Below are 24,524 nucleotides of genomic sequence, written 5' to 3' on the forward strand. Positions count from 1 at the left end.
CATGAGCACCCCGAAGAACGCCACCCTCACCTCCACCACGCCGGTCGGCGTGCCCACCCTGCCCGGCGCGCCTGCGCCGCTGGTACTGCCCGCGCGGCCCGAGCCACTCGCGCTGCAGGCTGCGCAGTCTGCGCTGATCGTGGTGGACATGCAGAACGCCTACGCATCCCTCGGCGGCTACGTCGATTCGGCGGGCTTCGACATTTCCGGCGCGCAGGGCACGATCGACGCCATTGCGCGCGCCATCGCGGCCGCGCGCGCGGCCGGCATCCTGGTCGTGTTCCTGCAGAACGGCTGGGACGCGAAGTACGTCGAGGCAGGCGGCCCCGGTTCCCCCAACTGGTACAAGTCGAACGCGCTCAAGACCATGCGCAAGAAGCCCGAACTGCAAGGCAAGTTCCTCGCCAAGGGAGGCTGGGACTACGAACTGATCGAGGCCCTCAAGCCGATGGACGGCGACATCGTGATCCCGAAGACGCGCTACAGCGGCTTCTTCAACAGCGCGCTCGACAGCACCCTGCGCGCACGCGGCATCCGCAACCTGGTGTTCACCGGCATCGCGACCAACGTGTGCGTGGAGTCGACGCTGCGCGATGCCTTCCACCTCGAATACTTTGCCGTGATGCTCGAAGACGCGACGCACGAGCTCGGTGGCGATGCCATCCAGAAAGCCTCTGTCTACAACGTCGAGACCTTCTTCGGATGGGTCTCGACGGTGGATGCGTTCTGCCAGACGGTCGCGCCCGAACTGGCCGCCGCACCCTTGGCCACCGCAGCCGAAACCGTCAGCGCCTGACACCTCTTCTTCATCCGAACGCCCAAGGAGCCTTCCATGCCCAAGCAAGCCATCATTCCACCCGGAACCACCACGCCCATCGCGCCCTTCGTGCCCGGCACGATGGCCGACGGCATCGTCTACGTGTCGGGCACGTTGCCCTTCGACAAGGACAACAACGTGGTCCACGTGGGCGATGCCACGCTGCAGACGCGCCACGTGCTGGAGACCATCAAGAGCGTCATCACCACGGCCGGCGGCACGATGGACGACGTGACCTTCAACATGATCATGATCAAGGACTGGGCCGACTACGCGAAGGTCAACGCCGTCTATGCGGAATACTTCCCGGGCGTGAAGCCGGCGCGCTACTGCATCCAGTGCGGCCTGGTGAAGCCCGACGCGCTCGTGGAAATCGCCTCCATCGCGCACATCGGCAAGCCCTGAGCGCAGGGACGATTCCGATGCCGCTGTATCACGAAGTCCACGGCCAGGCCTCGGCCGGCGCGCCCACGCTGTTGATGTCCTCGGGCCTGGGTGGTTCGGCGAATTTCTGGAAGCCACAGATTCCCGCGCTGGTCGCCGCCGGCTGGCGTGTGGTGGCGTATGACCAGCGCGGCACCGGGCGCAGCCCGGAGGCGCTGAAAGCCGACTACCAGATCGCCGACATGGCGCGCGACGTGGTCGAGGTGCTCGACGCCACCGACACGGCGCAGTGCATCGTCATCGGCCATGCACTGGGTGGCCTGGTCGGGTTGCAGCTCGCGCTCGATGCGCCGTCGCGCGTCACGGGGCTGGTGCTGATCAATGCCTGGTCGAAGCCCAACCCGCATTCGGCACGCTGCTTCGAAGCACGCCTTGCGCTGCTCGGCGCGGTGGGCGCACGGGCCTACGTCGAGGCACAGCCGATCTTCCTGTACCCCGCCGCCTGGTGCGCGGCGCACGCCGACGAGGTGCAGGCCGAGGTCGACCACGCTTTCACGCATTTCCCCGGCGAGGCCAACATGCGCGCGCGCATCGGCGCCCTGCGGGCCTTCGACGTCGACGCGCAGCTGCCGTCCATCGACGTCCCCACGCTGGTCGCAGCCGCCACCGATGACGTACTGGTGCCGTGGACTTGTTCGCAGCGGCTGGCGGACGGCCTGCCGCACGCGATACTCGACCGGGTACCGCATGGCGGCCACGCCCACAGCGTGACGGAGGCGGCCACTTTCAACGCCACCCTGCTCGCCTTCCTCGCCAAGGCGGGTAACCATTGAAATCACCATGACCCAAGCACTCGACGCCGCCGCACTGGCCACCCTTTTCACCGAAGCCCGCAGCCAGAACGGCTGGACGCCCGAACCGGTGTCCGATGACTTGCTGCGGCAGGTCTACGACCTCGCCCGCATGGGCCCGACGTCGGCCAACTGCTCCCCGGCACGCTTCGTCTTCGTGCGCACGCCCGAAGCCAAGGAACGCCTGAAGCCGGCACTGTCGGCCAGCAACGTCGACAAGACCATGACCGCGCCCGTCACCGTGATCGTGGCCTGGGACAAGACCTTCTACGACAAGCTGCCCGCGCTGTTCCCGCACGCCGACGCGCGCGCCTGGTTCACCGGCAGCCCCGAGGTGGCGCACGAGACGGCTTTCCGCAACGGCACGCTGCAGGCCGCCTACCTGATCCTCGCGGCCCGCGCGCTGGGCCTGGACGCCGGCCCGATGTCGGGCTTCGACAAGGCCAAGGTCGATGCCGAATTCTTCGACGGCACCACCTGGACCGTCAACTTCATTGTCAATCTGGGCCACGGCGACGCGTCGAAGGTGTTCGGCCGCCTGCCGCGCCTGGCGTTCGACGAAGCCTGCACGCTCGCCTGATCGGCGACGTTCCCCAACCGCCGCCTGCTGCGCCTCCCGGAGCCTCCTGAACATGCTGAACGCCATGGACCCCGCAACCACCGCCGCTTTGGACGACGCGCCTGACAGCCCCGTCGGGCCGGTGCTGCAGAAAGCGGACTACCGCAACGCCATGTCGCGCCTGGGGGCCGCGGTCAACATCATCACGACCGACGGCGTGGCGGGCCGCGCCGGTTTCACGGCCTCGGCGGTGTGCAGCGTCACCGACGAGCCGCCGACGCTGCTCGTCTGCCTGAACCGCACGGCCTCGGTGTACCCGGCCTTCGAAGCCAACGGCGTCTTGTGCGTGAACGTGCTGGCCCCCGGCCACCAGGGGCTCTCCGGCGTGTTTGGCGGCAAGACGCCGATGGACGCGCGCTTTGCCGCGGCCCGCTGGCGCCGCGGCCTCACCGGCTCTCCCCAGCTCGAAGGCGCTGCCGCGTCCTTCGACTGCCGCGTGGTCCGCCGTACCAGCGTGGGCACGCACGATGTGCTGTTCTGCGAGGCCGTGGCCATCACTCTCGGCGACACCGCGCACGGCCTCGTCTACTTCGATCGCCGCTACCACGATCTCCTGCCGGCACCCCACTGACACACCGCGCACGGCCGGGCAGAATCGGTGGCATGACACACACGATCCGCCCTTTCCAGGACAGCGACTGGCCCGCCCTCTGGCCCATCCTGCAGGCCACCTTCCAGGCGGGCGACACCTACTCCTTCGCGCCCGACAGCACCGAGCAAGACATCCGCCAGGCCTGGATCGACACGCCGGCCGCCACCTTCGTGCTGTGCACGGCGGACGGCACGATCGCTGGCACCTACTTCATCAAGCCCAACCAGACCGGCCTGGGCAACCATGTGTGCAACTGCGGCTATGTGGTCGCGCCCGCAGGCCAGGGCCAGGGCTACGCATCGGCGATGTGCGAGCACTCGCAGGCACAGGCGGTCGCCATGGGCTTTCTGGCGATGCAGTTCAACCTCGTCGTGTCCACCAACGAACGCGCCGTGCGGCTCTGGCAATGGCTGGGCTTCGCGATCGTCGGCACCTTGCCGGGCGCGTTCCGCCACCAGCGCCTGGGACTGGTCGACGCCCACGTGATGTTCAAGACGCTCGCCACGCCAGGCTGACACCCGGAGCACCCCATGCCGACCCCATCGCCTTGCGTCGACGACAAGCGCCGCGCCTTCCACGCGCTGCATGCGAGCGGCTGCTTCGTGCTGCCGAACCCGTGGGACACGGGCAGCGCGCGCTATCTGGAGAGCCTGGGGTTCCAGGCGCTGGCCACGACCAGTTCCGGCTTCGCGTGGTCGAACGCGCGTCCCGATACCGCCGTGTCGCGCGACCGGGTGATCGCCCACCTGCATGAGATGGTCGCCGCCACCACCTTGCCCGTGAACGCCGACTTCGAGAGCGGCTATGCGCACGATCCGGCCGGGGTCGCAGAAAACGTGCGCATCGCCATCGAGACCGGCGTGGCCGGCCTGTCCATCGAAGACGCCACGGGCGACGCGGCCCGGCCGCTGTACACCATCGACGAGGCGGTCGCACGGCTGCGCGCGGCGCGCGATGCCATCGACCGTTCCGGCGGCGGCGGCACGTTGCTGGTGGCACGCGCCGAATGCTTTTTGGTCGGGCGACCCGACCTCGACGAAACCCTGGCCCGCCTGCGCGCCTATGCCCACGCCGGCGCCGACTGTCTCTATGCGCCAGGCATCCACGGCCGCGAACAGATCGCGGCGCTGGTCGCAGGCGTCGCGCCCAAGCCACTCAATCTGCTGGTCGGCTCGGCGAGCGACCTGACCATGCAGGACATCGCCGCGCTCGGCGTGCGCCGCGTGAGCCTGGGCGGCGCACTCGCCCGCGCGGCCTGGGGCGGTTTCATGCGCGCGGCCCAACTGCTGGCCACCGAAGGCCGCTTCGACGGCCTGGCCGGCGCCGCATCGGGCGATATGCTGGACGCGTTCTTTCGTGCGGATCTGGCGGCGCGGTCGACGCCCTAAGGCGACACGCCCATGCCACTCATCGTCTTTGGCGGCCTGCCCGGTACGGGCAAGAGCACGCTCGCTCAGCGACTCGTTCGAACAGCGACGCACATGGCGTCTGCAGGCCCCACGCCCGGTGTCCAATAGCGGGATGCAAAACGACGCCGACCGCCGCCTGACCGACCTGGAGATCAAGGCCAGCTACACCGAGGACCTTCTCGATCAGCTCAACATGACGATCTATCGCCAGCAGCAGCAGATCGATGCGCTCATCTTGCAGGTGACGCAGTTGCGCCAGCAAGCGCCCGACGGCGGCTCGGGCGGTGCGCGCAATCTGCGCGACGAGTTGCCGCCCCACTATTGAAACGCAGCATCTGCTTGGCGCAGGGCGCTCGCCAAGGCGGTTGATCGGAACCTCCGGGGCGCGCTCACGCCGACGGCGTACTCTGCTCCACTCATGTCCCCCGGCCTGCGGCCTCCTCCTTTACTTCGCTGCGCAGAGCACACCATCGACATGAGCCGGAGGAGCCCGTGGTTGATCAACGATGCACCACCGCGGTGTCCCCGTGCGCAGGGCGCCGGGTGCTTCCCGCAGCGAAGTAAAGGAGGAGGCGAAGCCGGGGGACATGAGCGGAGGGAAGTACCCGGTGCCCTGTGCACGCACCCCGACCGCACCAGCGAACAGCGCACAACCACCTACCGCCCGGAAGCCGAGTCCGCATGCGCCGACGCACCCTGCAGCACGATGCGCTGCACGTTGTCGACCGCCTCCTCGAAGAAGCCGGGGTCGTCGAGCGTGCGCCCGGTGATCGCCTGCACCTGCACGCCGAAGTCGGCGTAGTGCTGCGTGGTCGCCCACAGCGCAAAGATCAGGTGGTGCGGATCGACAGGTGCGAGCTTGCCGTCGGCCACCCACTGGCGGATGACCTCCGACTTGCGTTCCACCAGGTCGCGCAGCTCGCGGCCGAGTTCGTCGCGCAGCAGCGGCGCGCCCTGGATCATCTCCAGGCAGAACAGGCGTGACGCGTCGGGTCGGTCGCGCGAGATCACCAGCTTGCGCCGGATGTAGTCGCCGATGGCCTTGCGCGGGTCCTGCTCGGGACTGAAGCCGCGCAGTGGCTCCAGCCACACGGCCAGCAGGTCGCGCAGCACGCACACGTACAGCTCCTCCTTGTTCGCGAAGTAGTAAAGCAGGTTGCTCTTGGACACGTCGGCGCGCGCCGCCACCTGGTCGATGCTGGTGCCATGCAGGCCGAAACGCGAGAACAGGCCCAGTGCTGCAGTGAGGATGACGCTGCGCTTGTCCTCGATCTGGCGCAGGCGCCGGCTGACGGCGGCAGGACTGCGGGCGGCGGGTGCGCGCGGCAAGGCCCTCTTGACCTTGGCGGGCTTCGCAGTCTTGACGGTCTTGGCTGGGGCGCGTGCAGGCTTGCCGGCTGCGGCGGTCTTGGGCATGTCCAGTGGCTTTCTCGACGGCTGGTCGCAAACAAACAAGTCTCGATCCTCGCACGAGCCGTACCCGCTCGCACCAGGGCCGGCGCACCAACGCAAGGCTGCATGCACATGTTTGCTTCCTTCTTACATGGCAGCAGCATGCGATGCACCATTGGCAAGCAAAGCGAAGAGGGCCGCACGCATTTGTCCATTTGGTCCAACTGGCACAGACGTTGCATACCGGACGGCAGCCCATCCGATGTCGTCTCCACCCAAGGCCCGCACACCATGACCCTGCTGTCCGTTCCCATCATCGACCTGTCGCCCTGGTTCAGCGGCGCGCCCGAGGCCCGCGAACGCGTGGCGCGCGAGGTCGATGCGGCCTGCCGAAGCATCGGCTTTCTCGTCATCACGCAGCATGGGATTGCGCCTGAACTCATCGAACGTGTCTCGGCCCTGTCGCGCGCGTTCTTCGCGCTGCCGCTGGCCGACAAGCGCAAGGTCGACCGTCCGCGCGAAGACGCTGTGCGCGGCTACAGCGCGGTGGGCGAAGAGGGCCTGTCGTACAGCCTCGAAGAGGCGGCGCCCGGCGACCTGAAGGAGTCGTTCTCCATCGGTCCGCCGAACGTGCCCGACGACGATTACCACCGCGGCCCGGCCGCGGGCCCGCACTTCGAACCCAACAGCTGGCCGAACATCCGCGGCTTCCGCGCGGCGTACGAGGAATACTTCGAGGCCATGAGCGACCTGTCGCGCTCCCTCATGCGCATCTTCGCGCTGGGCCTCTCGCTGCCCGAGACCTTCTTCGACGACAAGATCGATCGGCACATCAGCATGTTCCGCGTGCTGAGCTACCCACCGCAGCGCGAGGCGCCGCTGCCAGGCCAGTTGCGCGCCGGTGCGCACAGCGACTACGGCAGCCTGACCATCGTGCTGCCCGACGACAAGGGCCTGCAGGTCTTCAACAAGGCCGGCCAGTGGGTCGACGTGCCGCAGGTCGAAGGCGGCCTGGTGGTCAACATCGCAGACCTGATGATGCAGTGGACCAACGACCAGTGGGTGTCGACCCTGCACCGCGTGGTGAACCCACCGTTCGAGGTGGCGAGCTCCAACCGCCGCCAGTCGCTGGTGTTCTTCCATCAACCGAACTACGACGCGATGGTCGAATGCCTGCCCAGTTGCCTGGCCCCTGGCGAGCAGCCGAAGTACGCGCCCATTTCCTCGGGCGACCACCTGACCTCGAAGTTCGTGAAGCAGACGACCTTCGGCGGCACGAAGGCGACGGCCTGACGCCATGGCCCACCTGTCCTACGTCAACGTCTTCGCGAAAGACGTGGTTGCGCTCAGCGGCTTCTACCAGCGCGTGTTCGGGTTCCCGGAAATCGAGGCGATCCGCTCGCCGATCTTCCGCGGGCTGGACACCGGCAAGTCGAGCCTGGGCTTCAACGCGCTCGACGCCTACGAACTGCTGCAGCTGTCGGAGTTCTCGGACACGCGCGGCATCAAGTTCCTGCTCAACATTGACGTCGACAGCCAGGCCGACGTCGACCGCATGGTGCCCATCGCAGTGGCCGCCGGCGCGACGCTGGTCAAGGCGCCGTATGTCACTTACTACCAGTGGTACCAGTCGGTGCTGCTGGATCCCGAAGGCAACGTGTTCCGCATCAACTTCATGATGTAAGAATGCGGCGCATTCTTGCGCGCCCTCCGTTTCGCTTTCCTCTTTTTTGTTCGTTCAGCCTGAAAGGTCAGAGTGATGTTGCGTCGATCGATTTCTTGCGCCGTGGTGGCATTGGTGGCGGGTGCAGCGTTGACGGGGCCTGCCATGGCCGCCGACGGCTTCACCCTCAAGGGCGAACCCAAGATCGCCATGCTGTATTTCGGGCCCAAGAACGACGGAGGCTGGACCCAGGCCTTCGACGAAGCGCGCGTGAAGGTCGAGGCGGCGCTGGGCACCAAGATCCAGTTCGTCGAGAACGTGCCCGAAGACGCCTCGGCCATCAAGCCGGCGGCCGAGCGCTTCATCTCGCGCGGCGCCAACATCATCATCGGCACCGCCTTCGGCTACTCCGACAGCTTCAAGGAGCTGGCTGCCAAATACCCCAACGTCGCCTTCCTCAACGGCTCGGGCACCACCAACGCCAGCAACCTCGAAGCCTTCTATGGCCGTACCTACGAGAGCCAGTACCTGTGCGGCATGGCCGCCGGCGCGGCATCGAAGACCGGCAAGCTCGGCTTCGTCGCGGCCAACCCCTTCGGCGTGGTGAATTGGACGGTCAATGCCTTCGCGCTCGGTGCGCAGAAGATGAACCCCAACGCCACCGTCAACGTGATCTACACCGGTGCCTGGAACGACCCGGTGAAGGAACGCGCGGCGGCCATGGCCTTGATCGACCAGGGCGCCGACGTGATCGGCCAGCACGTCGACTCGCCCACCCCGCAGATCGTCGCGCAGGAGCGCGGCGTGTACGGCACCGGCCACCACCGCGACCTGCGCCAGTTCGCGCCCAAGGCCACGCTGTGCTCGTCGGTGTGGGTCTGGGACAAGTTCCTCACGCCCGAACTCAAGAAGATCATGGCCGGCAACTGGAAGCCGTCGCCCTACGGCGCCTTCATCGAAATGAAGGACGGCGGCACTGACATTGCCGGCTTCGGCGCGGGCGTTCCCAAGGACAAGGCAGCACTCATCACGGCGGAGCGCGATGCGATCATGAAGGGCAAGCAGATCTACGCCGGCCCGCTCAAGGACCGCGAAGGCAAGGAGCGCGTGGCTGCCGGCGCGGTGCTCTCGGACGCCGACCTCTGGAAGATGGACTGGTACGTCAAGGGCGTGGTCACACAGAAATGATCCGGCACCCGTTGGCGCGCTTCCTCGCTGGAGCCTTATCTTGACGTCGACCGCGCTCGAGCTTCAGGGCATCAGCAAGTCTTTCGATGGCTTCCAGGCCCTGACGGAGGCGGACTTCAGCGCGCGCTGGGGCGAAGTGCATGCGCTGCTCGGCGAGAACGGCGCAGGCAAATCGTCGCTCATGAACATCGCCGCGGGCCTGTATGCGCCAGAGGCCGGCCGGATGCTGGTGGACGACAACCTCGTGCAGCTCGGCGGTCCGCGCGATGCCGCGCGCCACCACATCGGCATGGTGCATCAGCACTTCAAGCTGGTGAAGCCTTTCACGGTGGCCGAGAACATCATGCTCGGCCATCCGCTGGCTTCCGGCGAAGGCAGCCACCGCAAGCGCCTTGCCCAGCTGGAGGCGCAGATCCAAGCCAAGGCGCAGGCGCTGGGCTTCGACATCGACCCGCGCCAGCGCACGGAGCGGCTGTCGATCGCCGAGCAGCAGCGCGTGGAGATCCTCAAGGTGCTGCTGGCTGGCGCGCGCATCCTGATCCTCGACGAGCCCACGGCCGTGCTGACCGACCAGGAAGCCGAGCGCCTGCTGTCGACCGTGCATGCGCTGGCACGCAGCGGCGCAGCGGTGATCCTGGTCACCCACAAGATGGCCGACGTGAAGACCTACGCAGACCGCGTGACGGTCATGCGCGGCGGCCGCACGGTCAAGACCGTCGACCCTCGGCAGGTGGCGGTCGCGGAACTGGTCCAGCTCACCGTGGGCGATTCGGTGGCAGCGGCCGTGCGCGACGAGCGCAGCCCGGTCGGCGAGGCGCGCCTGCGGGTGCGGGGACTGCGCACGCCGCAGGCCGGTGGCCGCCGCGCGCTCGATGGCGTCGACCTCACGCTGCATGCGGGCCAGATCTATGGACTGGCCGGCGTCGGCGGCAACGGGCAGAGCGAACTGGCGGCGGCACTGCTGGGGCTGGACGATCGCATCGAGGGCGACATCCAGCTCGAAGGCTTCGGGGACCTCAAGGCCGCATCGACCTCCGAGCGCCGCGTGCTGCAGGTGGCGGCCATCCCGGCCGACCGCTACGGCATCGCGCTCGCGGGCGCACTGTCGGTGGCGGAGAACTTCGGCATCGGCCAGGTGCACGAGGGCCGCTACGGGCCCGTCTGGCGGCTCGACCGGGCGCGCATGCAGGCCGACGCGCGAGACGCGGTCGCAGCGTTCGACGTGCAGGGTGTGCGCAACCTGGACCAGAAGGCGGCCCTGCTTTCGGGCGGCAATGCGCAGAAGCTGGTGCTGGCGCGCGAGTTCGGCCGCATGCCGCGCATCGTGCTGGCGCACAGCCCCAGCCGCGGGCTGGACGTGCGCGCGGGCGCCGAGGTGCATGCGCGTCTGCTGGCCGCGCGCGACGCGGGCGCGGCCGTGCTGCTGATCAGCGAGGATCTCGACGAGGTGCTCGCGCTGGCCGACCGCGTGGGCGTGATGACGCGCGGGCGCATCGTCGCCGAATTCGATCAGCCGGCCGATCGCCAGTCGATCGGGCAGGCCATGGTTCATCATTCCTGACATGGAGCGCTCCTTGCCCTCTTCTTCCGCCGCCACGGCGCGACGTCAACCGCTGGCAGGCCGCCGCTTCGCCCTCGAGGTGCGCCAGCAGATGGCCTGGTCCCGGCAGGCACTCATCCTGGCCATGTCGCTGGCCATCGGCATGGGCATCTCGGCAGCGATCCTGGTGGCCGCCGGCGTTCCGGCCAACGAGCTGCTCAACGAGTTCGTGCTGCAAACGCTGTTCGACCTGCAGAGCCTGCAGGCCGTGCTGTTCCAGGCCGCGCCGATGATCCTGGTCGGCCTGGGCGCAGCCATGGCCTTTCGCGCGCGCTTCTGGAACCTCGGACTCGAAGGCCAGATGATCTGGGGCGCGATCGGCGCCACCGCCATCTCCTTGTTCGACATCGGCCCGCCCGCACTGCGGCTGCCGCTGATGCTGGCCACGGCCATGGCGCTCGGCCTGCTGTGGGCGCTGGCGCCGGCGCTGCTCAAGCTCAGGCTCGGCGTCAACGAGATCATCTCCTCGCTGATGCTCAACTACATCGCGGGCAACTTCCTGCTGCACCTGGTCTACGGGGGGTGGAAGGACCCGAAGGATTCGTTTCCCTACTCGCCCCAGTTCCGCGCTTTCGAGCGCCTGCCCGAATGGTTCGGCAGCACCGGGCCGACGGCCATCGCGCTGGCGCTCGTGGTGGCGCTGCTGGCCTGGTGGTTCGTCGGTGTGAGCCGTGCCGGACTCTACCTGCGCTTCGTGAACGCGAACCCCCGCATGGCGCATGCCGTTGGCGTGCCGGTGCACCGCATGATCCTGTCGGCCGTGCTGCTGTCGGGTGCGCTGTCGGGCCTCGCCGGTTTCGTGGTGGTGGCGGGGCAGGAAGGCCGGCTCACACAGGGCTTCTACGCTGGCTACGGCTTCTCCGGCATCCTGATCGCCTTCCTCGCGCGCAACAACCCGCTGGCCGCGACCGTGGTTGCACTGCTGGTGGCCGCACTCTTCGTCGCCGGCCGCAATCTGCAGGTGTTCTATCAAATCCCCTTCTCGATGGTGCAGCTGATCCAGGCCATCGTGGTGATCTGCGTGGCGTGCTCCGACTTCTTCATCCGCCACCGGATTCGCAGCCTCCAATGAACGTCTTCGCCATCGCCACCAACTGGCTGGGCAATGCGCCCGACTTTGCCGTGCCCTACGCGCTGGCTGCGCTGGGCCTGATCCTCACCGAGCGCGCGGGCGTGCTGTCGCTGGGCGCCGAAGGGCTGATGCTGGTGGGTGCGCTCGTGGGCATCGGCGCGCAGCTGGCGTTCGGCGAACCTGCCATCGCGCTGGTGCTGGCCATGGGGGCCGCCAGCCTGGTGTCGGTGCTGTTTGCGGTGATGACCATCCTGCTGCGGGTCAATCAGGTGATCGCCGGCCTGGCACTGGTGTTCTTCTGCCAGGGCCTGACCAGTCTCATGGGCACGCTGTTCGGCTGGACCAATCGCGCGGTGGAAAGCTTCGCAGCCGTGCCGCTCGGCCCGCTCGCCACCCTGCCCCTGGTGGGCCGCCTGTTCGAGCAGAACATCGTCGTGTACCTGACGCTGCCGATCTTCCTGGCCGTGGTCTGGTATCTCACACGCACCAGCGCAGGCCTGCGCATGCGCGCGGTGGGCGAGAACCCGCAGGCGGCCGACGCGGCCGGCATCAACGTCACGGCCTGGCGCTTCGCCGCCGTGCTCGCCGGCGCGGCGCTGGTGGGCCTGGCGGGTGCCTACATCTCGGTGGTCAGCACCAAGCTGTGGATCGCCGGCATGACCGGCGGACGCGGCTGGATCGCGGTGGGGCTGGTGATCTTTGCGCGCTGGTCGCCCTGGAAGGCGCTGGCTGGCGCGGTGCTCTTCGGCTGCATCGAGGCGCTGATCCCGCAACTCGCCGCAGCCGGTGTCCAGTTGCCCCAGTATTTCGTGCTGATGACGCCCTATGTCGTGACGCTGGCCGTGATGGTCTGGGTCGCGGTCGGCGGGCGCGGCAGCGACGGCGAACCCGCAGCCCTGGGGGAGCCTTACCTTCGTGAAGAAAGAAGATAGTGCGCGCATTCGTCTACGACCAGGCCCGCGAACTCGACGCCAGCGCGTTCGCCGACTACCTCGACCCGCGGACCACGGCGGTGATTTCGATCGACATGCACCGAGGCCACCTCGACGACTCGCCGGACTGCCCCTGCCCCGCGCCCCGCGCACGCGAACTGGTCGCGCCGATCGATGCGTTCCATGACCAAGTGCGTGCGCTGGGCGGACGTATCGTGCACGTGAAGTCGGTGCTTCGGCCCGGCGGCGCCGACGACGTCGGTGGCATCCCCTCTGCGTGGCGGCGCACCTTTCCACTGCACATCGGGCCCATCCCCAATGCCGATGCGCACGCGATCGAAGGTTCTCCCTGGACCGAATGGGTCACGCGCGTGGAGCCCGGTGACCTGCGGGTGGAAAACAAGCGGCGACTGTCGGCCTTCTACCCCACGGACCTCGACTTCCTGTTGCGCAACCAGCGCATCACGACCGTGGTCCTCGATGGCGGCTTCACCGACTGCTGCGTGCTCAACACGGCCTTCGATGCCAACAACCACAACTACCGCGTGATTGTCCTGCGCGACCTGGTGCGCGGCACCGACGCCCATCTGGAGGCGGCAGCGCTGTCAATGGTGTCGCTGCACCTGGGGCTGGTGATGGAGTCAGCGGACCTGCTCGACCAGTGGCGCGCAAACCGCGCCTGATGAAGCTTCTGCATGACCTTGTGACATCGTTGTGCCGAAGCGTCAAAAAAGTAAGGCAAAGGTGCTGCAGCCGGGTACATTGGGATGAGTCCCTCAGTCATTGAAACGGATTCGCCATGGCATCGACCCAGCAAAAGCTCGCTTCAGCGAAGGCAACGGCCGCCGCCGCATCGCGCGAGAGATTGCGCCAGACCCTGCCCGCCACCGTCGATCTCCTGCAACACCGGCAGGCCGACCGCATCGACGACCGCGACATCGACGCCTATGTGGGCCTCAATTGGTTGGAGTGGCATGGCGGCGGGCTGCGCCTGACCATCACCGGGCGCAACGTCTGCGCACAGATGGCGGCGCCCGCGTCGACGGTGTAGGCCGTCACGGCTCTCCCCCCCTCATGCGGGGTGCCGAGCCGGGATGGCGGTTCAGTGTCCGGTCACGATCTGGGCGATCAGGCCGGTCGCGACTGCGGCGAGCACGAAATCGCTGCCGACGCCGATCCATTGGTAGCCGCGCGGCGGCGCTTGCAGTTGGTAACCGCGCCAGTCGTTCACGACATAGTTGCCGCCGCGGTATTCGGTGGGCACCCGACCGCCTCTGCGCCATTCGGCGTGCGGCTGCGGATAGCCTGCGCGATCGGCAAAGCGACCGTTATCGTCACGGCGACCGCGATCGTCGTTGCGGCCATTCGGGCCGTGACCGTTGTTGCCGCGATCGTTCTGCTCGTAACGCCCATTGCGGTCGTTGCCGCGGTCCGGGCCGCGGTCGTCGCGGCGGTCCTGGGCAAATGCCCCGCCCGCCATGGACACTGCAAGGGCCGCGACCACGAGGGTCATGCGTTTGGATGATGTCATTCTGGATCTCCTTCTGCGTTGATGAGCTTCCAGTGTGCGCGTTCCCTGTGTCGCCACCGCCCACGCCATGTACGCAGCAGGTGAAGCAGGTAAGCCGACGTATCGGTTCCAATAACCGGCACTTTTGGGCAGTTTCCGTTGCTGCTTGGTGTGCGTGTTGCTCAGGACGCGCCCTGGCGTGCTAGACGTTCGCTCTTCCAATACACATCGTCACCACCGTCCACCCGGTTGAGCACACGCGCGAGCACGAACAGCAGATCGCTCAGGCGATTGAGGTACTGCCGCAGCGCCTCGTTGAGCGCGGCCTGCGCTCCCAGCGCCACCACGGCACGTTCCGCACGCCGCGCCACGGTGCGGCACACATGGGCCAGCGACGCGGCACGGGTGCCCGCCGGCAGAATGAATTCGGCCAGCCGCGGCAGCGCGGCATTGTGCTCTGCCAGCGCTTCGTCGAGCTGCAGCAGCGCCTCGGGCTTGAGCAGCGTGTAACCGGGCATCGACAGCTCGCCGCCGAGATTGAAGAGCTGATGCTGAACCTCGACCAGCAGCGCGCGCACGGGAACGGGCATCGGCTCGCACAGCAGCACGCCGATGTGCGAGTTGAGCTCGTCGACGTCGCCCATGGCATGCACGCGCAGATGATCCTTGGGCACCCGCGTGTTGTCGCCCAATCCGGTGGTGCCATCGTCGCCGGTGCGGGTGGCGATCTGAGTGAGGCGATTGCCCATGCGTTTTCCTTTGTTGACTGCGGTTCATAGAATGGTAGACCCCTGGCCGCTGCCTGCGACCCGCGGGCTCTTTCCGGAGACACACCATGAACGCACCCGCCGCCCTCGCCCATCTCACGCCCGAGCTCGCGTTGCGCGCCGTGCCCGACGCGCTGATCGACGCCCTCAAGACCCGGTTCGGTGACCGCTGTTCCACCGCGTTGGCGGTGCGCACGCAACACGGCCGCGACGAGTCGTCCTTCGAGGCACCGCCGCCCGCCGCCGTGGTGTTCGCCGAGAGCACACAGGACGTGGCCGACGCGGTGAAGCTGGCCGGCGACCATGACGTGCCGGTGATTCCCTTTGGCGTCGGCTCTTCGCTCGAAGGCCATCTGCTGGCGGTTCAGGGCGGCATCAGCGTCGACGTGTCGCGCATGAACCGGGTGTTGTCGATCAATGCCGACGACCTCACGGTCACGGTGCAGCCAGGCGTCACGCGCAAACAGCTCAATGAAGAGATCAAGAGCACCGGCCTGTTCTTTCCGATCGATCCGGGTGCAGATGCATCCCTCGGTGGCATGACGGCCACGCGCGCGAGCGGCACCAACGCCGTGCGCTACGGCACCATGCGCGAGAACGTGCTGGCGCTGGAGGTGGTCACGGCCAGCGGCGAGGCGATCCGTACCGGCACGCGCGCGCGCAAGTCCTCCGCCGGCTACGACCTCACGCGGCTGATGATCGGCAGCGAGGGCACGCTGGGTGTGATCACCGAGATCACGCTGCGCATCTACCCGCTGCCGGAGGCAGTGTCGGCCGCGATCTGCTCCTTCCCGAGCATCGAGGCCGCCGTGCGCACCACCATCGAGATGATCCAGCTGGGCGTGCCGATCGCGCGCGTGGAGCTGATCGACCGTCACACCGTGCGCATGGTCAACGCGTACGCCAAGCTGGGCCTGCGCGAGGAACCGATGCTGCTGATGGAGTTTCACGGCTCGCCTGCCGGCGTCAAGGAACAGGCGGAAACCGTGCAGGAACTCGCCAGCGGCCACGGTGGCAACGCCTTCGAGTGGGCCACCACCCCGGAAGAACGCACGCGCCTTTGGACCGCGCGGCACAACGCCTACTTCGCGGCCATCCAGTCGCGCCCGGGCTGCCGCGCCATCTCGACGGACACCTGCGTGCCGATCTCACGTCTGGCCGATTGCCTGCTCGCGTCGGTAGACGAGGTCGAGGCCAGCGGTATCCCCTATTTCCTGGTCGGCCACGTGGGCGACGGCAACTTCCACTTCGGCTACCTGATCGACCCTGCCGATGCCAGCGAGCGCGCCCGTGCGGAGGCGCTCAATCACGCGCTGGTGTCACGCGCCATCGCGCTCGAAGGCACCTGCAGCGGCGAGCACGGCATCGGCCTGCACAAGATGGATTTCCTGGTGACCGAGGCCGGCGCCGGGGCGATCGACGTGATGCGCACGATCAAGCGCGCGCTCGATCCGAAAAACATCATGAATCCGGGCAAGATCTTCAACCTCTGAGCCCCGGCATCCGCCGGCACAGGCCACCCGGCGCGGACCCGTTCTCGTGCGCGAAACCCGGGGGGATCGAATCTACTTGCGCAGGCGCTCGATGAGGCCGTTGAGCGCGTCCATGGAGCCGAAGTGGATGGCCAGTTCGCCACTGATGTCCGCCTTGCCCCCGCGCTTGCTGCGCTTCTTGATGCGCACCTCGACCTCGGCCGTCAACAGGTCGGCCAGCTCCTCTTCGACGCGCTGCAGGTCGCGCGGCTTTTCGGCGGCACGGCGTGGCGAGGGTGCGTGGCTGAATTCCGCAGCCAGCTTCTTGACCAGCGCTTCGGCCTCCCGCACCGACAGTTTCTTGCCGGCGATCTGGTTGGCCGCCGTGATCTGCGTCCCCTTGTCCAACGACAGCAGCGCGCGGGCATGGCCCATGTCGATGTCGCCCGCCATGAGCATGGCTTGCGCCGGCTCGGCCAGATTGAGCAAGCGCAACAGGTTGCTGGCGGCACTGCGCGAGCGACCCACCGCCTGTGCCGCCATTTCGTGAGTGAGTCCAAACTCACTGACCAGGCGTTGCAGGCCTTGCGCTTCTTCCAGCGGGTTGAGGTCTTCGCGCTGGATATTCTCGATGAGCGACATCGCCGCAGCGGCTTCGTTGGGAACGTCGCGCACCAGCACAGGCACGCTCTCGAGCCCGGCAAGTCGGGCTGCCCGAAAGCGACGCTCGCCCGCGATGATCTCGAACTCGGCATTCTTGGCCTCGGCCTGCGCCGGGTCCAGGCGGCGCACGAGGATGGGCTGCATGATGCCCTGGGCCTTGATGCTCTCGGCCAGTTCGTAGAGGGCGCCCTCGTCCATCCGCGTGCGCGGCTGGTACACCCCGGCGACCATCTGGTCGAGCTGCAGGACAGTCGGGTTCAGGGCAGCTTTGTCGTCTTCGCGTTCAACAGCGTTGCCGTTGAAGGTCGGGCCCAGCAGCGCCTCGAGGCCGCGGCCGAGGCCCTTGGGTTTCTTGGTGACCATCGTGTTCAGTCTTTCAGGAGTTCAGCCAGCCAACCACGGCCCTCGGGCCAGTCGCCCAAGCCGGAGTCGCCGTTCAGGTGTCCGCGCGCGCCGGCATCGACGAAGCGGGCGCCCCAGTCCTGGGCAAGCTGACGTGCTCGCGGTGCGGCGCAGTACGGATCGTCATTCGCCGCGATGAGCAGCGACGGAAAAGGCAGGCGCTGGCGGACGATGGGCGCCCAGCCGGGAATGGCCTGTCGCAGGTCGTCTCGCTCCAGATCGCCAGGAGCGACAAGCAGCGCGGCGCGCACACGCTGCGTGTGGCGCGAGTGGGCAGCCCACGCCGCCACCAGGATGCAACCCAGGCTGTGCGCAACCAGAACCACCGGCCCAGGCGCAGCGAGCACCTCTTCTTCAAGGCGCATCGACCAGTCGCCGCGCAGAGGCCGCATCCAGTCGTGCTGGTCGACCCGGCGGTCGCCGTGCAAGGCTTCCCAGCGGCTTTGCCAGTGGGTGGGGCCGCTGTTCTGCCAACCGGGCAGCAGCAGCACCGTGGCGGGGTCGCCCGTTGCTGCACCGGGGGCCACAGGCGCCGTCACTGCACTTCGCCTTCGTCGCCTGCGCGCAGGGCCTCAACGCCCGGCATACCGAGCGGAGAGGGGGCTGGCGCAGCATTGGGAGCGAAGGCGCTGGCCGGTGGCAGTTTGTCCACCAACTCCTGCGCAAACGCGATGAAGGCCTGGCTGCCCTTGGCGGCTGGATCGAACACCACGCCGGGCAGTCCATAGCTGGGCGCCTCGGCCAAACGCACATTTCGCGGGATCACGGTGTCGAACACCTTGTCGCCAAAATGGCCCTTGAGCTGTTCGCTCACCTGCTGCTGCAGCGTGATGCGGGGGTCGAACATGATGCGCAGCAGGCCGATGATCTGCAGGTTCTTGTTGAGGTTGGCGTGCACCTGCTTGATGGTGTTGACCAGGTCGGTGAGCCCTTCAAGCGCGAAGTACTCGCACTGCATGGGGACGATCACGCCGTGCGCGGCGCACAGGCCGTTCAGGGTGAGCATGCTCAGGCTGGGCGGACAATCGATCAGGATGAAGTCGTACGCTGCACCCACAGGTGCCAATGCGGTGCGCAGGCGCTTTTCGCGGCGCTCCAGTGACACCATTTCCACCTCGGCACCGGCCAGCTCGCGGTTGGCCCCCAGCACGTCGTAACCGCAGGTCTCGGAGGCCACACGGGCTTCGGCCACGGAGGCCGATTCGAGCAGGACGTCGTACACGGTCAATTCAAGCTGGCGCTTGTCGATGCCCGACCCCATGGTGGCGTTGCCCTGGGGGTCAAGATCGATCATCAGGACACGCTGACCGACTTTCGCCAAGCCTGCGGCGAGATTGACGGTGGTGGTGGTCTTGCCCACCCCACCCTTTTGATTGGCAATGCAGAAGATCTTGGCCATGTCTGGTACTTATCTCGAAATGGCAAGCTTCACGCCGAAGCCGATCAGGAAAACGCCCGCCAGCTTTTGCAGCGTGGTCGAAATGCGCGGGTTGGCCCGAAGACGCTCCGACAGCTTGTACGTCAGGAAGGTGGCTCCCAGGCCATACAGGAAGGTCAACACGGCAATGGTGAGGGCCATCACCCCGAAGGTCTTCAGGCCCTGATGGCGCGCGGGATCGACGAACAGCGGAAAGAACGCCATGTAGAACACGATGGCCTTGGGATTGAGCAACGTGATCATCAGCGCCTGGCGGAAGTAATGCCGCGGACGGATATTGAGAATGGGGGCATCGCCCGAACGGGCTCTGAGCATCTTGAAGCCGAGCCAAGCGAGGTAGCCGGCGCCCAGCCACTGCACGGCATGGAAAGCGGGCGGATAGGCCGCCAGCATGGCCGCCACACCGGCCACCGCGAGCCACATGAGCACCTGATCGCCAGCAATGACCCCCAAGGTGGCGGCCAGCCCGCCCCTGATACCGCCCTTGGCAGTGGATGTCACAAGGGCCAGATTGCCCGGCCCGGGGATGGCGAGAAACAGTACGATGGCAGCGACGAACGCGCCGTAATCAGCGATGCCGAACATGGGATGCCTGGAGGAGAACGGGGGAAGGCATCGAGTCTAAGCGAGTCAGTGGACGCACGGCGGTGCGCACGGGCTCAAGTGCCGCGTTTTCGGGCCCAGACGATGCAACGTTCCGCATTCAGCCCCGGAACATGCAATTGTTCCACGTGAAACACGTCGATATCGCCCGGCAATGCCGCCAGCTCCTCGGCAGGTTGCTTGCCCTTCATGGCAAGCCAGACACCCCCAGGCGCCAGGAGTTGCGATGAACCTTGGTAGAAGTCAGGCAATGAAGCAAATGCGCGGCTGCTGATGACGTCATAGGCGCCCTGCAAGCTCTCCACGCGCGCATGGACACCGCGCAGATTGGGCAACGACAGCTCGGCGGACACCTGCTGCACGAAGGCCGCCTTCTTTGCCACTGCGTCCAGACAGCTCACGTCGATGTCTTCACACAAGATGGCGATGATCACGCCCGGCAATCCCGCACCCGCACCGACGTCGAGCAGCTTCGCCCTGCCCGGCCGCTCGCGACGCAACGGCACAACGACGGACAGGCTGTCGAGCAGGTGGTGCGTGAGCACCAGGGCCGGGTCGCGCAACGCCGTCAGGTTGTAGACCTTGTTCCATTTGAGAATCAACGCGCCGTAAGCCAGCAGTCGCTGGCACTGGCGATCGTCCAGCGTGAGGCCCATTTGCAAGGCGCCCGCGCGCAGCAATTCTGCATCCTGGCTCAAAACGAAGTCCTCACTGGTTCAAACTTCGGCAATCGGGCAGGATCCAGATCGAAAGTACTTTTCGCCACTCTCATGATGCGACATCCGCTTCATTGGCGGGAGCCATGTCGCGCGCAAATGCCTTGTGGCCACCCTTGCGCAGATGCACCATCAGCAGGGAAATCGCAGCCGGCGTCACACCGGAAATGCGTGAGGCCAGCCCGAGGGTTTCCGGGCGATGTTTCGACAATTTCTGCCGCACTTCAAAGCTCAACGCGGTGACCTGCCCGTAGTCGAAATCCTCAGGAAGCTTCAACTTCTCGAAATGGGATGCCCGCTGGACTTCATCGTGCTGGCGATCGATGTAGCCTGAATACTTGGCTGCGATCTCGATTTGTTCGATTTCGGCAGCGCCCAGCGTCTGCTTGGCTTCGTACTTGCCCCCATCCAAAGACATGAGCGCGGCGTAGCTGACATCCGGACGACGCAACAAGTCGCCCAGGTTGTACTCGCGCTCGATCGGCTTGCCGAGCACGCGTTCCGACTCGGACGCGGGCAGACTCCGCGGATTGACCCAGGTGGATCGGAGTCGCTGTGTTTCACGTGAAACAGCATCGCGTTTGCGCGAGAAAGCATCCCACTGCAAATCGCCGACCAGCCCCAACTGGCGCCCTGCTTCAGTCAGACGCATGTCCGCGTTGTCTTCGCGCAATTGCAGCCGAAATTCTGCCCGACTAGTGAACATGCGATAGGGTTCCGTCACGCCCTTGGTGATCAGGTCATCGACCAACACACCCAAATAGGCTTCATCTCGACCCGGCAGCCATGGGGCCTCGTCTCGGCACTTCAATGCCGCATTGATGCCGGCAAACAGGCCTTGCGCCGCGGCTTCTTCGTAGCCCGTCGTGCCATTGATCTGTCCGGCGAAGAACAGCCCCTGGATCGAGCGCGTCTCGAAATTGCTTTTGAGCTCGCGCGGGTCGAAGTAGTCGTACTCGATCGCATAGCCCGGACGCAGGATGTGCGCGTTCTCCAGGCCCGCCATCGAACGCACCAGCTCGTACTGGACGTCGAACGGCAGACTCGTCGAGATCCCGTTGGGGTAATACTCATTGGTCGTCAGCCCTTCCGGCTCCAGGAAAATCTGATGACTGTCCTTGTCGGCGAACCGATTGATTTTGTCCTCGACGCTCGGGCAGTAGCGTGGGCCGATGCCGTCGATCTTGCCGGTGAACATGGGGCTGCGATCGAAGCCCGATCGAATGATGTCGTGGGTGCGCGCATTGGTGTGGGTCACCCAGCAAGCCATCTGTCGTGGATGCATGTCCGGGCGGCCCATGAAGCTGAACACAGGCATCGTGTCCGTCGCACCGCCTGGCATGCCATCGCCTGGCTGCTCGGTGCACTTCGAAAAGTCGATGCTGCGACCATCGAGCCGCGGCGGTGTGCCGGTCTTCAGCCGCCCTTGTGGCAGCTTGAGCTCCTTGAGCCGCGCAGACAATCGGATCGCTGGCGGATCACCCGCCCTGCCGGCCTGGTAGTTGTCCAGGCCAACATGGATGCGTCCATCGAGAAAAGTGCCGGCCGTCAACACCACCGTGCGCGCCTTGAACGCGATACCCACCTGCGTGACGGCGCCCACCACGTGATCTCCCTCGATCATCAGGTCGTCGACTGCCTGTTGAAACAAGGACAGGTTCGGCTGGTTCTCCAGTCGATGGCGAATGGCCGCCTTGTAGAGCACACGATCGGCCTGGGCACGCGTTGCGCGCACCGCCGGTCCTTTGCTCGAGTTGAGGATTCGAAACTGGATGCCCGCCTCGTCCGTGGCAATCGCCATGGCGCCGCCGAGCGCGTCGACTTCGCGCACCAGATGGCCCTTGCCGATGCCGCCAATCGACGGGTTGCAGCTCATCTGGCCGAGCGTCTCGATGTTGTGGCTGAGCAGGAGCGTCTTGGCGCCCATTCGTGCAGCGGCCAGGGCGGCTTCGGTGCCGGCATGGCCGCCACCAACGACGATCACGTCGAATTCTTCGGGATATAGCATGGGGTGGTGGCGCACTTTTCGCGTGCGCGGCGCAGTCTCTGCAAGAGAGGGAGTGCGCATTTTAGTCGGGCCTTGCCACCCGCAAGGCTGCTGAGGTCATCCCGCCGGCCGGCCGGCGCCGCAAGTCAGTTCAGCAAAGAGAAAATTGCTATAGAAATGATAGCATTCAAGCGGTGAGTCAGCCTACTTCAGCTGGCGCTACAGCCACCGGCTTCTCGATGCCGATCACTGTTCCTGCAGGTTCGGGCGCGACCGGCGGTGCGACGCTTTCGTCCTGAAGCTCGCGTACCGTGATGGTTTTGGCTGTCATGCGCACAGGTCCGAACATGGTGCAGAACGCCACGTCCTTGGCGTCACGCCCCGTGCCCACACGCACAAGGCGGTCAACTGGCGCCATGCGCGTCGGATCGAACAGCACCCATTGCCCACCCAGCCACGCCTCGAACACCGCGTGGAAGTCCTGCGGTGGTTCGTCGAAATACACGTACCCCACCACCAACCGAGCGGGAATGTTCAAGGCCCTGCAAAAAGTGATGCCCAGATGCGCGAAGTCGCGGCATACGCCCGCCCGCTGGACGAACACCTCTTGCGCGGTAGTGGTGGACTCACTGCTGCCCGGTTCGTAAGTGATGCTGTCGTGGATCCAGTCCACAATGGCTTGTACCCTCCCGATGCCCTGTGGCAAATCGCCAAAGAGCTGCATGGCGGCGCGCGCCATCACATCCGACTCGCAATAACGGGTCGGCATGAGGTAGTGCAAGACCTCGTTGGGAAGGGCATTGACAGGCACTTCGGGCAGATAGGGAGCCACGGCCAACGTGGCACGCTGCACACTCGTTCGGTATCGGATGATCAACGACCCGGGCAGAGCGTCGAATCGAATGAATCGGTTGCCGCTGCTTTCATCGCAAAAGGCATGCATGTCGACCGGCGGCTCTACCACCAGTTCCTCGCTCAGCAGCGCCTGCGTCCCGTTGCGTGTGGCTTCGATGTTCAGCAGCAGGTGCGAAGGCCCGGTCAGCTCATAAGACAGGACGGTTTCGATATGTGAGAAATGCACAGCATGACAGCACACGGATGCGCCGCCTCGTTCAGGAGCAAGCCAGGGGAATTCGAGGGTCGTGAAAGGGGACATTGACGCAACAGCGTCAGACCCCGTCGGAGTGCACAGCCTGCGTCGGTATGGCCTGCGGGCTGCGGTGCCCACGCCGCTGGCGCTCCGGCAATTGCCAATGCGACTGCGTCACGTATAGCACGCGCACCACCCGGTGCGCAGGCGTCTGCAGCAAGGCACCCAGCGATCGCCCGCGATGCGGCCAGCGCAAGGATGACGCCATCAGTCGATCGCCTTTCGCACCGCGCCCACGCCCAGCGCAGCCAGCACCAGGAACACCACGGCCAGAATCAGGAACAGTCCGAACAACACCTTGGCAATACCGGCCGCCCCTGCGGCGACGCCGCCAAAGCCCAATGCACCAGCGATCAAGGAGACCACTGCAAAGATGATTGCGTACTTCAACATGACACGCTCCTTGGGAAGAGAAGACGAATACGGCGGATTGCCGCGTTGGAGCAGAGCTTAAAAAAGCCAACGACCCGGCCGGATAGTCGGCTGACGCAACGGCCCGTAGGACAAAAACGCCAGGCCGGCTATGCCGGAGCGAAACCGTTAGCATGCGCGCTGTCACTTTTTCCATACTGTCCCTGGAGCGTTCCCTCATGAAGCTGTACTACTCGCCCGGCGCCTGCTCGCTGTCGCCCCATATCGCCCTGCACGAAGCCGGCCTCGCTTTCGAACCCGTGCTGGCCAGCACCAAGAGCCATAAGCTCGCCGATGGCACGGACTACTACGCCATCAATCCACTGGGCTACGTGCCCTTGCTCGAACTCGACGACGGCACGCTGCTGCGTGAAGGCCCGGCCATCGTGCAGTACATCGCGGACCAGGCGCCGCTGAAGAACCTGGCCCCGGCCAACGGCACGCTGGCGCGTTATCGCCTGCAGGAATGGCTGAACTTCATCGGCACCGAACTGCACAAGGGTTTCGGCCCGCTGTTCAACCCGGCGATGCCTGCGGAAGCCAAGACGCTGACGATGGAAAAGCTCAAGAGCCGCCTGACCTGGATCGACAAGGAGCTCGACGGCAAGGAGTTTCTGATGGGCGAGCATTTCAGCGTCGCCGACGGCTACCTTTTCACCGTGACCAATTGGGCCCAGCCGATGAATGTCGACCTGTCGGGCTACCCGAATCTGGTCGCCTGGCGCGCACGCATTGCCGCTCGCCCTGGCGTCCAGGCTGCCCTCCAGGCCGAAGGCCTGACGAAGTAAGTCCGGGGCGCAACGACCCGGCCGCTGCACACGCTGCATAGCAGGAAACCGACAACCCCGCGACAGCGGGTTTGTCATCGCAGGCTTAGGCTGTGCAC

Annotated in this window: 31 protein-coding genes; 19 read left to right on the top strand and 12 right to left on the bottom strand. The window is 66.1% G+C overall.

What is annotated here, in order from left to right:
* The first annotated feature begins 1 nt into the window (after position 1).
* The 9 genes from rutB to J2W36_RS09450 all read left to right on the top strand — a co-directional run bounded on the left by rutB (position 2) and on the right by J2W36_RS09450 (position 4,997).
* A complete protein-coding gene (gene rutB, locus J2W36_RS09410) occupies positions 2-796 on the top strand; it encodes a pyrimidine utilization protein B (RefSeq protein ID WP_307689451.1) in 795 nt (264 codons plus the stop codon).
* A gap of 36 nt (positions 797-832) precedes the next feature.
* The gene (gene rutC / locus J2W36_RS09415; protein WP_307689452.1) at positions 833-1,222 is read left to right on the top strand and encodes a pyrimidine utilization protein C; all 390 of its coding nucleotides are present in this window, start codon (positions 833-835) and stop codon (positions 1,220-1,222) included.
* 17 nt (positions 1,223-1,239) lie between these two features.
* Positions 1,240-2,034, top strand: a complete 795-nt coding sequence (gene rutD, locus J2W36_RS09420) for a pyrimidine utilization protein D (protein ID WP_307689453.1) — start codon at positions 1,240-1,242, stop codon at positions 2,032-2,034.
* 7 nt (positions 2,035-2,041) lie between these two features.
* Positions 2,042-2,632: a malonic semialdehyde reductase gene (locus J2W36_RS09425; RefSeq protein WP_307689454.1), complete on the top strand. Its 591-nt coding sequence runs from the start codon at positions 2,042-2,044 to the stop codon at positions 2,630-2,632.
* A gap of 64 nt (positions 2,633-2,696) precedes the next feature.
* Positions 2,697-3,242, top strand: a complete 546-nt coding sequence (rutF, locus tag J2W36_RS09430; protein ID WP_307689455.1) for an NADH-dependent FMN reductase RutF — start codon at positions 2,697-2,699, stop codon at positions 3,240-3,242.
* A 32-nt stretch (positions 3,243-3,274) separates the two neighbouring features.
* Entirely contained in the window at positions 3,275-3,778 is a 504-nt protein-coding gene (locus J2W36_RS09435; protein WP_307689456.1) for a GNAT family N-acetyltransferase, read from the top strand.
* Positions 3,779-3,793: 15 nt separating this feature from the next.
* Positions 3,794-4,651: an isocitrate lyase/PEP mutase family protein gene (locus J2W36_RS09440; protein WP_307689457.1), complete on the top strand. Its 858-nt coding sequence runs from the start codon at positions 3,794-3,796 to the stop codon at positions 4,649-4,651.
* Between the two features lie 12 nt (positions 4,652-4,663).
* Positions 4,664-4,780, top strand: coding sequence for a hypothetical protein (locus J2W36_RS09445; protein ID WP_307689458.1), 117 nt, complete (start codon positions 4,664-4,666; stop codon positions 4,778-4,780).
* Between the two features lie 4 nt (positions 4,781-4,784).
* Positions 4,785-4,997, top strand: coding sequence for a SlyX family protein (locus J2W36_RS09450; RefSeq protein WP_307689459.1), 213 nt, complete (start codon positions 4,785-4,787; stop codon positions 4,995-4,997).
* 332 nt (positions 4,998-5,329) lie between these two features.
* On the opposite strand, the gene rutR is transcribed toward J2W36_RS09450, so the two are convergent.
* Positions 5,330-6,088, bottom strand: coding sequence for an HTH-type transcriptional regulator RutR (gene rutR / locus J2W36_RS09455; RefSeq protein ID WP_307689460.1), 759 nt, complete (start codon positions 6,086-6,088; stop codon positions 5,330-5,332).
* Between the two features lie 267 nt (positions 6,089-6,355).
* Between rutR and J2W36_RS09460 the strand changes: the two genes are divergently transcribed.
* The 8 genes from J2W36_RS09460 to J2W36_RS09495 all read left to right on the top strand — a co-directional run bounded on the left by J2W36_RS09460 (position 6,356) and on the right by J2W36_RS09495 (position 13,570).
* On the top strand, positions 6,356-7,357 hold the full coding sequence (locus J2W36_RS09460; protein ID WP_307689461.1) for an isopenicillin N synthase family dioxygenase: 1,002 nt from the start codon (positions 6,356-6,358) through the stop codon (positions 7,355-7,357).
* Positions 7,358-7,361: 4 nt separating this feature from the next.
* The gene (locus tag J2W36_RS09465) at positions 7,362-7,748 is read left to right on the top strand and encodes a VOC family protein (protein WP_307689462.1); all 387 of its coding nucleotides are present in this window, start codon (positions 7,362-7,364) and stop codon (positions 7,746-7,748) included.
* 75 nt (positions 7,749-7,823) lie between these two features.
* Positions 7,824-8,915, top strand: a complete 1,092-nt coding sequence (locus tag J2W36_RS09470) for a BMP family ABC transporter substrate-binding protein (RefSeq protein ID WP_307689463.1) — start codon at positions 7,824-7,826, stop codon at positions 8,913-8,915.
* A gap of 40 nt (positions 8,916-8,955) precedes the next feature.
* A complete protein-coding gene (locus tag J2W36_RS09475; RefSeq protein ID WP_307689464.1) occupies positions 8,956-10,476 on the top strand; it encodes an ABC transporter ATP-binding protein in 1,521 nt (506 codons plus the stop codon).
* A gap of 13 nt (positions 10,477-10,489) precedes the next feature.
* Positions 10,490-11,587, top strand: coding sequence for an ABC transporter permease (locus J2W36_RS09480; RefSeq protein WP_307689465.1), 1,098 nt, complete (start codon positions 10,490-10,492; stop codon positions 11,585-11,587).
* Positions 11,584-12,519, top strand: coding sequence for an ABC transporter permease (locus J2W36_RS09485; protein WP_307689466.1), 936 nt, complete (start codon positions 11,584-11,586; stop codon positions 12,517-12,519). The genes J2W36_RS09480 and J2W36_RS09485 overlap by 4 nt, the downstream gene beginning before the upstream one ends.
* Positions 12,519-13,202 (top strand): cysteine hydrolase family protein, encoded by a 684-nt coding sequence (locus tag J2W36_RS09490; RefSeq protein ID WP_307689467.1) that lies wholly within the window; start codon positions 12,519-12,521, stop codon positions 13,200-13,202. The genes J2W36_RS09485 and J2W36_RS09490 overlap by 1 nt, the downstream gene beginning before the upstream one ends.
* A gap of 116 nt (positions 13,203-13,318) precedes the next feature.
* Entirely contained in the window at positions 13,319-13,570 is a 252-nt protein-coding gene (locus J2W36_RS09495) for a hypothetical protein (RefSeq protein WP_307689468.1), read from the top strand.
* A 51-nt stretch (positions 13,571-13,621) separates the two neighbouring features.
* Here J2W36_RS09495 and J2W36_RS09500 read toward each other — a convergent pair whose 3' ends face one another.
* Entirely contained in the window at positions 13,622-14,050 is a 429-nt protein-coding gene (locus J2W36_RS09500; protein WP_307689469.1) for an RcnB family protein, read from the bottom strand.
* Positions 14,051-14,211: 161 nt separating this feature from the next.
* Positions 14,212-14,778 (bottom strand): cob(I)yrinic acid a,c-diamide adenosyltransferase, encoded by a 567-nt coding sequence (locus J2W36_RS09505; RefSeq protein ID WP_307689470.1) that lies wholly within the window; start codon positions 14,776-14,778, stop codon positions 14,212-14,214.
* A gap of 86 nt (positions 14,779-14,864) precedes the next feature.
* Here J2W36_RS09505 and J2W36_RS09510 point away from each other — a divergent pair, with 86 nt between their 5' ends.
* Positions 14,865-16,289, top strand: a complete 1,425-nt coding sequence (locus J2W36_RS09510; protein ID WP_307689471.1) for an FAD-binding oxidoreductase — start codon at positions 14,865-14,867, stop codon at positions 16,287-16,289.
* Between the two features lie 72 nt (positions 16,290-16,361).
* Here the strand turns inward: J2W36_RS09510 and J2W36_RS09515 are convergent, their stop codons facing one another.
* From J2W36_RS09515 to J2W36_RS09555, 9 genes are all read right to left on the bottom strand, one after another.
* A complete protein-coding gene (locus J2W36_RS09515; RefSeq protein ID WP_307689472.1) occupies positions 16,362-17,294 on the bottom strand; it encodes a ParB/RepB/Spo0J family partition protein in 933 nt (310 codons plus the stop codon).
* 5 nt (positions 17,295-17,299) lie between these two features.
* Positions 17,300-17,872, bottom strand: coding sequence for an RBBP9/YdeN family alpha/beta hydrolase (locus J2W36_RS09520; protein ID WP_307689473.1), 573 nt, complete (start codon positions 17,870-17,872; stop codon positions 17,300-17,302).
* Positions 17,869-18,732 carry a ParA family protein gene (locus J2W36_RS09525; protein ID WP_307689474.1) on the bottom strand — a complete coding sequence of 288 codons (864 nt, stop codon included), beginning with the start codon at positions 18,730-18,732 and terminating at the stop codon, positions 17,869-17,871. The genes J2W36_RS09520 and J2W36_RS09525 overlap by 4 nt, the downstream gene beginning before the upstream one ends.
* 9 nt (positions 18,733-18,741) lie before the next feature.
* Complete coding sequence (locus J2W36_RS09530) at positions 18,742-19,356, bottom strand: LysE family transporter (protein WP_307689475.1); 615 nt, start codon at positions 19,354-19,356, stop codon at positions 18,742-18,744.
* A 74-nt stretch (positions 19,357-19,430) separates the two neighbouring features.
* Positions 19,431-20,030: a 16S rRNA (guanine(527)-N(7))-methyltransferase RsmG gene (rsmG, locus tag J2W36_RS09535; RefSeq protein ID WP_370869294.1), complete on the bottom strand. Its 600-nt coding sequence runs from the start codon at positions 20,028-20,030 to the stop codon at positions 19,431-19,433.
* 112 nt (positions 20,031-20,142) lie between these two features.
* Positions 20,143-22,098, bottom strand: a complete 1,956-nt coding sequence (gene mnmG, locus J2W36_RS09540; protein ID WP_307689477.1) for a tRNA uridine-5-carboxymethylaminomethyl(34) synthesis enzyme MnmG — start codon at positions 22,096-22,098, stop codon at positions 20,143-20,145.
* Positions 22,099-22,276: 178 nt separating this feature from the next.
* Entirely contained in the window at positions 22,277-23,233 is a 957-nt protein-coding gene (locus tag J2W36_RS09545) for a transglutaminase-like domain-containing protein (protein ID WP_370869288.1), read from the bottom strand.
* A 13-nt stretch (positions 23,234-23,246) separates the two neighbouring features.
* Positions 23,247-23,435: a hypothetical protein gene (locus tag J2W36_RS09550; protein ID WP_307689478.1), complete on the bottom strand. Its 189-nt coding sequence runs from the start codon at positions 23,433-23,435 to the stop codon at positions 23,247-23,249.
* Positions 23,435-23,620, bottom strand: a complete 186-nt coding sequence (locus J2W36_RS09555; RefSeq protein ID WP_307689479.1) for a DUF1328 family protein — start codon at positions 23,618-23,620, stop codon at positions 23,435-23,437. Before J2W36_RS09555 ends, J2W36_RS09550 begins: the two co-directional genes overlap by 1 nt.
* Positions 23,621-23,817: 197 nt before the next feature.
* Here J2W36_RS09555 and gstA point away from each other — a divergent pair, with 197 nt between their 5' ends.
* Entirely contained in the window at positions 23,818-24,426 is a 609-nt protein-coding gene (gene gstA, locus J2W36_RS09560) for a glutathione transferase GstA (protein ID WP_307689480.1), read from the top strand.
* Positions 24,427-24,524: the final 98 nt, after the last annotated feature.

Origin of the sequence: Variovorax ginsengisoli (assembly GCF_030811835.1) — a bacterium.
Taxonomy (GTDB): domain Bacteria; phylum Pseudomonadota; class Gammaproteobacteria; order Burkholderiales; family Burkholderiaceae_C; genus Variovorax; species Variovorax ginsengisoli_C.